This is a genomic window from Allobosea sp. RIT-PG3_2 (assembly GCF_057321085.1).
Map to the genome: position 1 here is coordinate 291,279 of NZ_JBXWCA010000001.1, position 12,379 is coordinate 303,657.

At 66.5% G+C, this 12,379-nt stretch carries 8 protein-coding genes; 4 read left to right on the forward strand and 4 right to left on the reverse strand.

Annotated features, from left to right (window positions below):
* A complete protein-coding gene (gene gcvA, locus AC2FAN_RS01335) occupies positions 1-951 on the reverse strand; it encodes a transcriptional regulator GcvA (protein ID WP_485172441.1) in 951 nt (316 codons plus the stop codon).
* Between gcvA and AC2FAN_RS01340 the strand changes: the two genes are divergently transcribed.
* Both AC2FAN_RS01340 and tyrS read left to right on the forward strand, forming a co-directional pair.
* Entirely contained in the window at positions 950-1,303 is a 354-nt protein-coding gene (locus AC2FAN_RS01340) for a DUF1127 domain-containing protein (RefSeq protein WP_265053226.1), read from the forward strand. The genes gcvA and AC2FAN_RS01340 overlap by 2 nt on opposite strands.
* Positions 1,304-1,509: 206 nt before the next feature.
* Positions 1,510-2,763, forward strand: coding sequence for a tyrosine--tRNA ligase (gene tyrS / locus AC2FAN_RS01345; RefSeq protein WP_265053225.1), 1,254 nt, complete (start codon positions 1,510-1,512; stop codon positions 2,761-2,763).
* A 16-nt stretch (positions 2,764-2,779) separates the two neighbouring features.
* Here tyrS and AC2FAN_RS01350 read toward each other — a convergent pair whose 3' ends face one another.
* A complete protein-coding gene (locus AC2FAN_RS01350; protein ID WP_485172442.1) occupies positions 2,780-6,214 on the reverse strand; it encodes a hypothetical protein in 3,435 nt (1,144 codons plus the stop codon).
* Between the two features lie 225 nt (positions 6,215-6,439).
* Between AC2FAN_RS01350 and AC2FAN_RS01355 the strand changes: the two genes are divergently transcribed.
* Entirely contained in the window at positions 6,440-6,904 is a 465-nt protein-coding gene (locus AC2FAN_RS01355) for a peroxiredoxin (protein WP_485172443.1), read from the forward strand.
* Positions 6,905-6,986: 82 nt separating this feature from the next.
* Positions 6,987-8,297, forward strand: coding sequence for a M23 family metallopeptidase (locus AC2FAN_RS01360; RefSeq protein WP_485172444.1), 1,311 nt, complete (start codon positions 6,987-6,989; stop codon positions 8,295-8,297).
* 188 nt (positions 8,298-8,485) lie between these two features.
* Here the strand turns inward: AC2FAN_RS01360 and prfB are convergent.
* Positions 8,486-9,614, reverse strand: a protein-coding gene (gene prfB, locus AC2FAN_RS01365; RefSeq protein WP_265053221.1) for a peptide chain release factor 2 whose coding sequence is annotated in 2 segments (ribosomal slippage) — positions 8,486-9,544 and positions 9,546-9,614 — 1,128 coding nt in all. Because the reading frame shifts where the segments join, the coding sequence is not laid out codon by codon here.
* 168 nt (positions 9,615-9,782) lie between these two features.
* The gene (locus AC2FAN_RS01370) at positions 9,783-12,227 is read right to left on the reverse strand and encodes a penicillin-binding protein 1A (protein ID WP_265053220.1); all 2,445 of its coding nucleotides are present in this window, start codon (positions 12,225-12,227) and stop codon (positions 9,783-9,785) included.
* Positions 12,228-12,379 lie beyond the last annotated feature (152 nt).

Consider the following 12,379-nt stretch of genomic DNA (forward strand, 5'->3'; position numbering starts at 1 on the left):
TCATGGCGCCGGGCGGGTCAGCCCCCGGCTCGATGCCATGACGGGCAGCGCCATGGCCGCTGCCCGCGCTTCCGCCAGGATCCAGTCGCGGAACAGCCTGATCTTGCGCTCGCGCTGGCGCTCCTGCGGATAAACGATCCAATAGGCCCATTCGTCGCGTACGGCGTGCTCGACCGCATAGACGAGCCGCCCGGCCGCGATGTCGTAGGCGAAGAGCTCGGGCACGGCCATCGTGACGCCGTGCCCGCGCATCGCGGCCTGGACATTCATCGCCTGCATCTCCAGCGACATCGTCCGTCCGGCCTGCTGTGGCATGTCGAGGCCGAGATCGGCGAACCAAACCTTCCAGGACGTCTCGTCGGCGCTGAGCAGCGGCGCCCGCAACAGGTCGGCCGCCTCGCGCAGTTGCAGCCGCTCGCGCAGTTCGGGCGCACAGAGCGGCGCGTAGTGGCAATCGAACAGCTTCTCCGCCGTGACGCCCGGCCATGAGCCCGGCCCATAGCGCACGGCGAGATCGACGCCCTCGGTGGAGAAGTCGACGAGATGCTGCGAGGTTCGAACGCGCACGGCGAATTGCGGGTTCTTCATCTGGAACTGCGCCAGTCGCGGCGAAAGCCAGGTGATGGCCATCGTCTGCAGCGAGGAGATCGTCAGGACCGTCTGGTTCTCCTCGCAGATTTCCCGGAACACCATGCCGATGTCGGCAAGCGCCTTTGCGACGGGTTTTGCGAGCCGCTGCCCGAGCGGCGTCAGCTCGACCTGTCGCGGCCGGCGCACGAACAGGGCAGCGCCGACGCGATCCTCCAGCAGCCGGACCTGATAGCTCACGGCGGCCTGCGTCATGCCGAGTTCCTCGGCGGCGCGGGTGAAGTTCTGGTGGCGCGCCGCAGCCTCGAAGACACGGACGGCGGCAAGCGGCGGCAGCTTCGGCGGCGGAAGGTGAGCGGGCATGCCGAAGCATAAGCTCTCCTTATGGCAGGTGACAATCTTCCGCTTTGTCGTGCCACGGCATTTCGCTCAGTTTCGACCCACACCGGCGGGCGCCTGTGCCCGCAATGCCGAGGTTCGGATCATGACATGTCTCTCCGAGACGGCGCTCCTGCGCGCGCCAAGCCGTTTGCCCCTCAATCATCCCTGGCTGGCGATATGGGATCGCTGGAGAGGCGCGTGGCGGGCGGGGCGCTATCTCGCCTCGCTCGACGAGCGTGCCCTGCGCGATCTCGGGCTCCAGCGCGATTTGCTGGCGCCGCCCGGCCCGCGAGACGCGGCCGAGCTGTGGCAGCAGCTGCCGCCACCTGTCTGAACGCGCCGAAGGTATTCAGGGACAGCCCCGGCCGCAGAAGCGGTTTCCACTTTGGCTGGAACATGCCGGGTCGCCCGGCGTCCTGTCGGACGCAAGCGGCGATCCAGCTCTTTGTTCGGCATTGGATTTTCCGAAAAGTGGTTTCCACTTTTCGGTCCGATGCTCTAGACGACGGCGGAACGACACCCATCAGATCGCAAGCCGCCATGACCACCTACAAGTCCGATTTCCTGCGCGTGCTCGACGAGCGCGGCCTCATCCATCAGGTCTCCGATCCGGCAGGCCTCGATGCTCTGTGCCGTCAGGGAACCCAGACGGCCTATGTCGGCTACGACGCGACCGCGACCAGCATCCATATCGGAAACCTCATTTCCCTTACGATGCTCTACTGGTTCCAGGAGACCGGCCACCGCCCGATCACGCTGATGGGCGGCGGCACCTCGATGGTCGGCGACCCCTCCTTCCGCGACGACCAGCGCAAGCTGCTCACCGTCGAGGAGATCGCCAGGAATATCGAGAGCATCAAGCGGGTCTTCGGCCGCATCCTGCGCTATGGCGACGGGCAGACCGACGCGATGATGGCCAACAATGCCGATTGGCTGCTGAAGCTGAACTATGTCGAGTTCCTGCGCGATGTCGGCCGGCATTTCTCGGTCAACCGCATGCTATCCTTCGATTCGGTGAAGCTCCGGCTCGATCGCGAGCAGTCGCTGTCCTTCCTCGAATTCAACTACATGATCATGCAGGGCTACGACTTCGTCGAGCTCAACCGCCGCTATGGCTGCCGTTTGCAGATGGGTGGCTCCGACCAGTGGGGCAACATCATCAACGGCGTCGATCTCTCGCACCGGATGGGCGGCCCGCAGCTCTACTGCGTGACGACGCCGCTGCTGACGACCTCGTCGGGCGCCAAGATGGGCAAGACCGCCAATGGCGCGGTCTGGCTCAATGCCGACGTCTTCAGCCCCTATGATTTCTGGCAGTACTTCCGCAACACCGAGGACGCCGATGTCGGCCGTTTCCTCAAGGTGTTCACGCGGATGCCGCTGGACGAGATCGCCCGGCTCGCCGCGCTCGGCGGTGCCGAGCTCAACGAGGCGAAGAAGATCCTCGCCACCGAGATCACGGCGATCGTCCACGGCCGCGAGGCCGCGGAAGCCGCCGCCGAGACCGCGCGCAAGACCTTCGAGGAGGGTGCGCTAGCAGTCGACCTGCCGAGTGTCACGATAGCACGGGGCGAGATCGAACCGGGCCTCGGCGTGCTCACGGCCTTCGTCAAAGCGGGGCTGGTGCCCTCGACCGGCGAGGCCCGCCGTCAGGTCAAGGCCGGCGGCCTGCGCGTCAACGACGTGGTCGTGATGGACGAGCGCGCCGCGCTCGGCCTCGCCGACCTGTCGTCCGACGGCGTGATCAAGCTCTCCTTCGGCAAGAAGAAGCACATCCTGCTGCGGCCGGAATAAGCCGCGGCGGAACCTCTCAACGCAGCGGCGCCTGGCCGGGCTGGACCGGGCGCTGCGCCGGCGCGCCGCCGAGCGGGTCGACGAAGCGGCGCAGGATGCCGGGTGCGATCGCCGATAGCGGGTTGATCGTCATGGTCGGCGCGCTCGCCGGGCCGGAGACGCGGAAATTCACCGCGAACAGCCCGCCATACTGGCTGCCGCCGCCGAGCAGCGCACCGACCACCGGCACCTGCGCGAAGGCGTTGTTGAAGGCATAGCCCGGCACGAAGGTGCCGCCGATATCGACCCGGTCGCGGCCATAGTCGACATGCCCCTGCAGGGTGAAGCCGACCTGGTGGCCCCAGATCACCATGTCGGAGACGTCGAGGCGGCTGGCCGAGCGCGTGAACTCGGCCTTGAGCTTGGTGAACGCCACCTCGGTGGTATCGATGCGCTGCTCTTCGGGGCGATCGCCGGAAAAGGCATTCGCGGATTGGGCGCCGACCACGCGGCGCAGGGCCGGCTCATCGCGCACGATGAAGTTCCGGAACAGCAGGTCGCCGCTCTGGTTCTCGCCGGCGCCCATGGTCAGGATGAGGTCGCCGCCATAGGCCTTGTTGTAGAGATCGAGGAAGCGCAGGAACGAACCGCCATTCTCTGACTGGACGACGAGCTGGTTGTTCTGGCGCCCCTGTTTCGCCGTCACCTCGGCTTTGCCGATCCGCCCGTGGAAATTGATGGAACGCAGGTCCCCGCCACGCTTGGCAAGCTTGAGCGTACCGTTGGTGATGGCCTCGTTGTTGAAACCGGTCAGGATCGGCACGTCGAGGTCGACATCGTAATCCGCACCCTTCGTCCCGGACTTGTCGCCGCCTTTGCCCGACGGCGCCGCGCCCTGGATATCCTTGATGAAGGGGCGCAGATCCGCGACGGCGCCGCGCACCGTGAGCTTCGTGACGTTGCCGTCCCGCCGCGCGTCGAGCTTCAGGTTATCGCCGGGCGACAACCGAAACTGCGAGAAACTCGCCACATCCAGGCCGTTCTGCTTGTTCAGCTCCACGCGCCCCTTGATCAGGGCCGATCCGGCATCGAACGTAAAGTCATCGAGATCCGGGCCGTCCGGATCGGCGACATAGAGGAAGCTGATCTTTCCGGCGCGCCCGGCCGGCTTGTTCAGGCCCGGAATGACGCCGTCCAACGCCACCTTGGTCAAGTCGATCTCGACGCGCGGCGGCCCGTCGCCGCCCTTGCCGAAGGTTTTCGCGACCTTCACGGGAAGCGTGCCCAAGACGCCCGAATCCGTGCCGAAGCCGCGCCTCTGCCGGGCGGCTGCATCGAGATTGAGCTGCAGGATGGCCTCGCCCTGCCCCTTGCCGTTCTGCCTGAGCTCGATGGTTCCCTTGTCGCCACCGATGCGCGCATCGCCGCGCAGGACAAGGCCATTGCGATCGACATTGACGGACAGATTACCGCCCTCAAGCTTCTCCGTGCCGAGAAGCGTATCGGAGCTGACGTTCGACAGTGTGCCCGACCCGGTCACCGCGACCTCGTCCGGCCGCAAATCGTCCGCCAGCGGCAAGGTGATCACGACCTTCATGTCGCTGCTTCCCTTGACGGCGCTCGGATCGATCTGCCCGAGGTTGAAATCCTTGAGCGCCGGGAAGGCGAACAGCGCGGCCAGCCCGTCCATCGAGCCCAGCGAGCGGAAGCCGATGCGCGCCTGCGCCCGCCGCACCGCGTAATCGGGCATCGCGAAGCTGCCTTCGCTGAGCTGCAACTGCCGGCCATTTCCCAGCTCGGCCGTCGCCTTGCCGACCGCGAGCTGAACGGTCCGGCCCGTCACCTTGCCGGTGACTGTGGCATCGGCGAGCGGCGGCAGGCCCGGATCGGGCAGGTAGCGAACCTGATCGGCATCGATGACGACCGACAGGGCGCCGTCCGGCAGGCCGTGGCCACGGATCAGGCGGGCATGATCCTCCGGCGCCAGATCGAGATCGACGGAGAGCGACTTCATCCGGCCGGCAGCGAGCTGGCGCCGCAACGTCCGATGAACATCATGCGAGGTGAATTCGGGCCAGATCGCCAGGAGCGCGCGCGCATCCGAGTTGGCGGCCTTGATCGCGAAGCGTTGCAGCGGGGAATCGCCGACCTTCTGGATGAAGGCCGTCATGTCGACGGTCGCGGCCGGTCCGCGGATCGCGGCCTCCTCGATCGTCAGAGCGCCATTGGCGGGATCGATCTTCAGCGCTGCCCTGAGGCTGTCGATCTGAACGGCGGGGTCGGCATCGAGCCCGGCGAGTTGTCCGCCTGCGTCGAGGGCCAGCCGCCAGCCGCCATCGTCCTCGCGCAGCGAGCCCTTGGCCTTGAGCTGCGTCGCCCCTGCCTTGAGTTCCGCGCTGCGGATGTCGAGCTGCGTCAGGTCGGCCCCGCTCGCCAGCTCGAAACGGGCCGAATCGACCACCACCGGCGGCATCGGACTTTCCGGGAACTTCAGCGTGCCCGAGTGGACGTCGATCTGGGCGGTGATCGACTTGCGGCCGTCCGGCGTCTGGCGGAGCGTCGCCTTGCCCTGCATGGGCATGCCTTCGACGATCAGCCCACCAGTGCCGAAGGCGAGCGCGACCGCCTCGGCCGGTTCGAAGCGCAGGATGTCGATATCGGCGCGCTGGGTGCCGTCGGCCTCCGTCGACATGTCGACCGCCAGCTCCTTCCAGCGCTGGCCGGTGCGCCCCTTCATCCACAGACGGGTGCCGCGCTCGCCGTTGCGGGTCAGGCGGATCTCGACATCCTCGAGCCCCGCCTTCTGGCGGCCATCGGGATCGACCAGCGACAGGCGCGCGCCGTTCATGCCGGCGGTTTCGAGCGCACCGAGCAGCCCGTCGCCGCGAGCCAGGGTCGAGATCGCGCCCATGATGCCGGTGAAGGCGTTCCATTGCGCCGCGTCGGGCAAGGTCGGCTGCGGCGGGGCTTCGACCGGCGCCGAATCGGCATTGATGACGAGAGCCCCGTCCTTGTTGACCCCGAGGCGGACATTGACGCCGCGCAGGTCGACCGACACGAGCCGGATATCGCCCTTGAGCAGGGCGAGAGGCTCATAGCCCAGAACCGCTTCGGGAGCGCGGATGACGGCGCCGCTGCTGTGGCGGAACGAAACCTGCCGAACCCTGAGCTGGGAGTGGCCGTCGATGCGGCTGAGCTCGGCGGCGGCGGCCTCGACCTCCCAGCCCGGCCCCAGACGCTCCTCGATCGCAGACGAGATCCGGCCCTCGAGGCCCGACAGCGGAACGATCCCCGTCACCAGGAGCGTGATTCCCGCCGCAGCCAGAACCAGGACGGCGACCGTGACAGCGACGCAGATCGTCGCGAGCCCGGCCTTTGCGCCGCGCTTCACGATCTCGATGTCGCAATCTTCGCCTGCGGGCTGCGTCTTTGCCTGCCCCGAAGCCGCGGCCTGAACGTCCTGGTCCGACAAAATCCGCGTGGTCCTTCTCGGCGCCGGTATCGGTCTGCACAGGGTGCGTCCGTTCGCCCCTTGCCGCAATCCCGGGAGACGTCATCCATGTCGATGCGGGCAGATGAAGCGATTCGGCAATCCGGAAGAGGATTGCCACATCCTTCGCTGACCGATGACGTCGCTGGCCTGCTTACAGTGCCGCGGTCCATGCAGCGAGAAGGCGACGAAAGGAAGGCAGAAGCGATGGCATTGCAGGAAGGTGATCCCGCGCCGGATTTCACATTGCCCCGCGACGGCGGCGGAGAAATCAGCTTTTCCGCGCTGCGCGGCCGGAAAATCGTGCTCTATGCCTATCCAAAGGACAACACACCGGGCTGCACCGAGGAGGCGATCGCCTTCAACCGCCTGCGCCAGGCCTTCGCCGCATGCGGCACCGAGATCATCGGCGTCTCGCCGGATTCCGTGCAACGTCACGGCAATTTCAAGCGCAAATATGAGCTGGACTTCGCGCTGCTGGCGGATGAGGAGCAGAAGCTCGCCTCCGCCTACGGCATCTGGGTCGAGAAGAGCATGTATGGCCGTACATATATGGGCATCGAACGTTCGACCTTCCTGATGGACGCCGAGGGCCGCCTCGCCCGCATCTGGCGCAAGGTCAAGGTCGCCGGCCATGCCGACGAGGTGCTGGCTGCCGCTCAGGAATTGTGAGCCGGCACCGGTCGGATTTGCGAAAGATTAACCCTAACAATCTCTAATAGCGGTATCGGCAGCGTTCTTTCCGGTTCCGCGTATGCATAATCAGCCACAAACGGGCCCTGTCCTCTCGACCGTCGGCCTGGTCACCCACAAGACTTACACGATCCGCCGCTCGACGATGCTCGCCGGGCTGGCATGGCTGACCCTGACGACAGCCTGCACGGGCGCCGCGGGGTGGTACATCCTGAGCCGCGACGATCTCGCCGCGCGGCTGATCGCCCGCGAGACGACACGCCAATACGCTTACGAAGATCGGATCGCCGGCCTGCGCGCCGATATCGATCGCTATGCCAGCCGCGCCCTGCTCGATCAGGACGGCGTGGAATCCCGCGTCGATGAACTCGCGATCCGCCAGGCCGAACTGGAATCGCGCCAGTCGCTCGTCACCGCGCTCACCGACACGCTGCAGTCGAGCGGGCTGCTGCCGGCTGCGAAGCTGCCGCTGCGCTCGCGGGTCATCAAGCCCGAGGAGCCGATCCGTGCCTCTGGCGTCACCAGCTTCGCGCCGATCATGCCGGGCAAGCCGATGCCGGCCCCGGATACGCCGCCGCTGCGCGGCGCCGAAACCAATCCGACGGGCGGCTGGCAGTCGGGCGAGGCTCCGGCCGAGCCGCCCGCCAAACGCGTCGAAGCGACCCTGACCAAACTGGATCAGGCTATCGCCAGCACCTACGACGCCCAGATATCGGCGCTTAAGGATATGGACGAGACGCTGGCGGCAACCCAGAAGCGGCTGCGCAGCAGCCTTGCCGAGACCGGGCTCGATGTCGAACGACTGGCGGCGCCGGGCAATGCGGCCGGCGGCATGGGCGGCCCCTTCGTCCCGGTCAAGCTCGACGCCTCGGCCGGTCCGTTCGAGGCGACGCTGACCGCGCTCCAGCCGCGCATGGCCTCGGTCATGCGCCTGCGCGGCGCGATCGAGCAATTGCCCCTCGGCCGGCCGATGGCCGGCGACCACGACTTCACCTCCAATTTCGGCTACCGGACCGACCCCTTCACCCGCGGGCTCGCCATGCATACCGGCGTCGACTTCCGCGCCGAAACCGGTTCCTCGATCGTCGCCACGGCGCCGGGCAAGGTCGTCGCGGCGGAGTACAATGGCGGCTACGGCAACATGGTCGAGGTCGAGCACGCCAACGGCCTGAGCACGCGCTACGCCCATATGTCGGCGATCTCGGTTTCGGTCGGCCAGATGGTCAAGGCCGGATCAGTGGTCGGCCGGGTCGGCTCGACCGGCCGTTCCACCGGTCCGCACCTGCACTACGAGACCCGCATCAACGACGAGCCGGTGGATCCGACGCGCTTCCTGCGAGCCGGCAGCAAGCTTCTCGCGAACGCTCTCTGAGTTCAGGCCGCAACAAAAAAGCCGCGCAACCCGCGCGGCTTTTTCTGTTTCAGGTGAATGCTGTCATCCCGGCGGAGCGAAGCGGAGAGCCGGTATCCCCGCCTGAACCTTGACGGGCACCGCTCCGGCATGGATCCCGGGTCAAGCCCGGGATGACGGCGCGGGTCCGGCAGCAAGCCGGCAGCCTTCTAGTCGATATCCTCGACTTCGACCTCGGTCCCGTAGACGCGCTGGGCCAGCGATGCCTCCATGAACGGGTCGAGAGCGCCGTCCAGCACCTCGGATGGGTCCGTCGAGGCCACTCCGGTGCGCAGGTCCTTCACAAGCTGATAGGGCTGCAGCACATAGGAGCGAATCTGGTGGCCCCAACCGATATCGGTCTTCGAGGCCTGCTCGGCATTGGCCTTCTCTTCGCGCTTCTTCAGCTCGACCTCGTAGAGCCGGGCGCGCAGCATGTCCCAGGCCTTGGCCCGGTTCTTGTGCTGCGAGCGCTCCTGCTGACAGGAGACCGCGATCCCCGTCGGCAGGTGAGTGATGCGCACCGCCGAATCGGTGGTGTTGATGTGCTGCCCGCCGGCGCCCTGGGCGCGGTAGGTGTCGATCCGGCAGTCCGACTCCTTCACATCGATGATGATCCGGTCGTCGACGACCGGATAGACCCAGACCGACGCAAAGGAGGTCTGACGCCGCGCGTTCGAATCGAAGGGCGAGATTCGGACGAGACGGTGCACGCCGGATTCGGTCTTCAGCCAGCCATAGGCATTGTGGCCCTTGAACTGGAGCGTCGCCGACTTGATGCCGGCCGTGTCGCCGTCCTGATATTCGAGCGTCTCGACCTTGAACTTCCGCCGCTCGCCCCAGCGCCGATACATGCGCAGCAGCATCTCGGCCCAATCCTGGCTCTCGGTGCCGCCGGCGCCGGGATGGATCTCGATATAGGTGTCGAGCATGTCGGCTTCGCCGGAGAGCAGTGTCTCGACCTGGAGCCGCGCGGCCTCGTCCTGCACGGCCTTGATCGCCTGCTCGCCCTCGGTGACGGTGGCCGCGTCATCTTCCATCTCGCCGAGCTCGATCAGCGTCAACGCGTCATCGAGTTCGCGCTCAAGCTTGGTGATGCCCTCGATCTGGGTTTCCAGACCGGTCCGCTCGCGCATCAGCTTCTGCGCAGCTTCGGCATCGTTCCAGAAATCGGGCCCCTCCGAGAGGGCGTTGAGTTCCGCTAGGCGGCGCTGGGCTTGATCCCAGTCAAAGATGCCTCCTCAGCAGTCCGATCGACTGCTTGGCGTTATCGAGTTGCGTCTGGATTTCGGGGCGCATGATTCCGTCGAAACGTCCTTGTGAGCTCTGTGCGAGCGTTGAGATAGGGGTGAAAGCCGCGGCTGTAAACGCCCCCTCGACCTGAGCCCGCCATTGCAGCGAAGCTTGGCTCGAAAAAGCGAAATGCCCGGAGCAGTGCTCCGGGCATCGAGAAGACGCTGGGCTGGCTCAGTAGAGGCCGCCGGTTCCTGAGCCGACGGCGCGGCCGCCGCTGGGGCCGACCGAGAGCGGCGCGCTGCCGTCGCCCGCGGCGCCGATCACCGAATAGCTGTCCGGCGGCGCCGTGCCCGGCTTGAAAGCCTCGAGGATGCCGCCCTCGCCACCGGCGCGCATGCCACTGCGGGGATCGACGCGGATCAGCTTGATGCCGGCCGGCACGCGGAACGGAGTCGCCGGCTTTTCCTTCAGCGCGACCGTCATGAAGTCCCGGAAGATCGGCGCGGCATACTGGCCGGCCGTGGCGGAGGTGCCGAGGGACTTGGGCTTGTCGAAGCCCATATAGACGCCGACCGCGAGGTCCGGCGAGAAGCCGACGAACCAGACGTCCTTGGCGTCGTTGGTCGTGCCGGTCTTGCCGGCGAGCGGCTTGCCGACCGACTTGACGACCGTCGCCGTGCCGGCATTGACCACGCCTTCGAGGATCGAGACCATCTGGTAGGCAGTCAGCGGATCGAGAACCTGCTCGCGGTTGTCGATCAGGCGCGGCTCGGACTGGTTCGCCCATTTATCGGCGTTGCAGCCTTCGCAGACGCGCTGGTCGTGACGGAAGATGGTCGAGCCCGAACGGTCCTGGATGCGGTCGATCAGGGTCGGGCGGATGCGCTTGCCGCCATTGACCAGCATCGAATAGGCCGCGGTCATGCGCATGACCGTCGTCTCGCCGGCGCCGAGCGACATCGACAGCACCGGCTGGAGATCGTCATAGACGCCGAAGCGGCGGGCATATTCCGCGATCAGCGGCATGCCGACATCCTTGGCGAGCCGCACGGTCATCAGGTTCTTAGAGAACTGGATGCCGTAGCGCAGCGTGCGCGGACCGGTCGACTTGCCGTCGTAGTTCTCCGGCCGCCACATCCCCAGCCCCGGCCCCTGATCGATCTCGATCGGCGCGTCGAGGATGATGCTCGACGGCGTGTAGCCGTTGTCGAGCGCCGTGGCGTAGACGAAGGGCTTGAAGGAGGAGCCGGGCTGGCGCAGCGCCTGCGTCGCGCGGTTGAACTCCGACTGGTCGTGCGAGAAGCCGCCGACCATGGCGAGCACGCGGCCCGAGAACGGATCCATGACCACGATTGCGCCGTTGACCTCGGGCAGCTGGCGCAGGCGCGCGAAGCCCGGCCGCGTGTCCATCGGCTCGATATAGACGACATCGCCGACCGAAACCGCCTGGGACACCCGCGCCCGGCGGGTCCATTTGATACCTTCGGCAGCCAGCGTGACGGTCTGGCGTTCCTTGTTGAGGTGGCCCGCATTGTCGCGCAGCGGATGCAGCCCGAGCTTGGCGCTGTCGCCGTTCACATCGAGCACGACGGCGAGCCGCCAGGGCGAGACATCGCCGAGCACCGGGAGTTCGCCGATCGCGGCGCCCCAGTCGCGGCCGACATCGAGCTTCTGGATCGCGCCGCGCCAGCCACGCGCCTCGTCGAAGCGCACGAGACCGTCGACGAGCGCCTTGCGCGCCATCAGCTGGGTCTTGGGATCGACGGTGGCGCGCACGGAGAGGCCGCCCTCGAGCAGCTTCTTCTCGCCGTAGCGGTCCTGCAGCTCGCGGCGAATCTCCTCGGCGAAATAGCCGGCGGCGATCTGGTTCGGCGAAACGGTGCGCGGATTGACGCCGAGCGGCTGCTTCTTCGCGTCCTCGGCGACCTCGCGCTTGACGTAGCCGTTCTCGACCATGCGATCGATGACGTAATTGCGGCGCTCGATCGCGCGGTCGCGGTTGCGGAAGGGATGCAGGTCGGACGGCGCCTTCGGCAGCGCGGCGAGATAGGCCGCCTCCTGCAGGTTGAGCTCATGCACCGACTTGCCGAAATAGTTCAGCGCGGCCGCGGCGATGCCGTAGCTGCCCTGCCCCGGCGCCGGCGCACCGAGATAGATCTCGTTCACGTAGAGCTCGAGGATCTTGTCCTTGGAGTAGGTCGCTTCGAGCTTCAGCGCGACAAGCGCCTCGCGGATCTTGCGCTCGATCGACTGCTCGGGACTCAGGAAGAAGTTCTTCGCCACCTGCTGGGTGATGGTCGAGGCGCCCTGCGGCCGGCGATTGGCGCTGCGGTTGCGGTAATTGGAGATCGCGGCGCGGACCAGGCCTTCGGGGTCGACGCCCATATGCTTGTAGAAATTCTTGTCCTCGGCCGAGATATAAGCGTCGACGACGAGCTTCGGCACGGCCTGGATCGGCAAATAAAGCCGGCGCTCGCGGGCGTATTCCGCGATCAGGCTGCCGTCGCCCGCATGGACGCGGGTCATCACCGGCGGCTCGTAGTTCCGGAGCTGGGCGTAGTCCGGCAGATCCTGAGAATAATGCCAGATCAGGCCGCCGGCCACGGCAGCACCGATCACGAAGGCGATCGCACCGGCGGCGAAAAACCATCCGAAGATTCGCAGAATGAACCGCATCTCAGGCCCTGGACCTCATATCTGCCAACCGGCGGCGCCAAATCGGGGCGCTTCGCAAATCACAGCTATAACATGACGTAGATGGCGGAACCGTGGCCTTGAGACCACATTTCGCAGGATCCGACACAGTAACGGAAGCGCCTGCTCGGCCT

Coding starts and splice junctions, on each gene's coding strand:
- AC2FAN_RS01340 (WP_265053226.1), top strand. CDS start 950: ATGCCGAAGCATAAGCTCTCCTTATGGCAGGTGACAATCTTCCGCTTT.
- gcvA (WP_485172441.1), bottom strand. CDS start 951: ATGCCCGCTCACCTTCCGCCGCCGAAGCTGCCGCCGCTTGCCGCCGTC.
- tyrS (WP_265053225.1), top strand. CDS start 1,510: ATGACCACCTACAAGTCCGATTTCCTGCGCGTGCTCGACGAGCGCGGC.
- AC2FAN_RS01355 (WP_485172443.1), top strand. CDS start 6,440: ATGGCATTGCAGGAAGGTGATCCCGCGCCGGATTTCACATTGCCCCGC.
- AC2FAN_RS01360 (WP_485172444.1), top strand. CDS start 6,987: ATGCATAATCAGCCACAAACGGGCCCTGTCCTCTCGACCGTCGGCCTG.
- AC2FAN_RS01370 (WP_265053220.1), bottom strand. CDS start 12,227: ATGCGGTTCATTCTGCGAATCTTCGGATGGTTTTTCGCCGCCGGTGCG.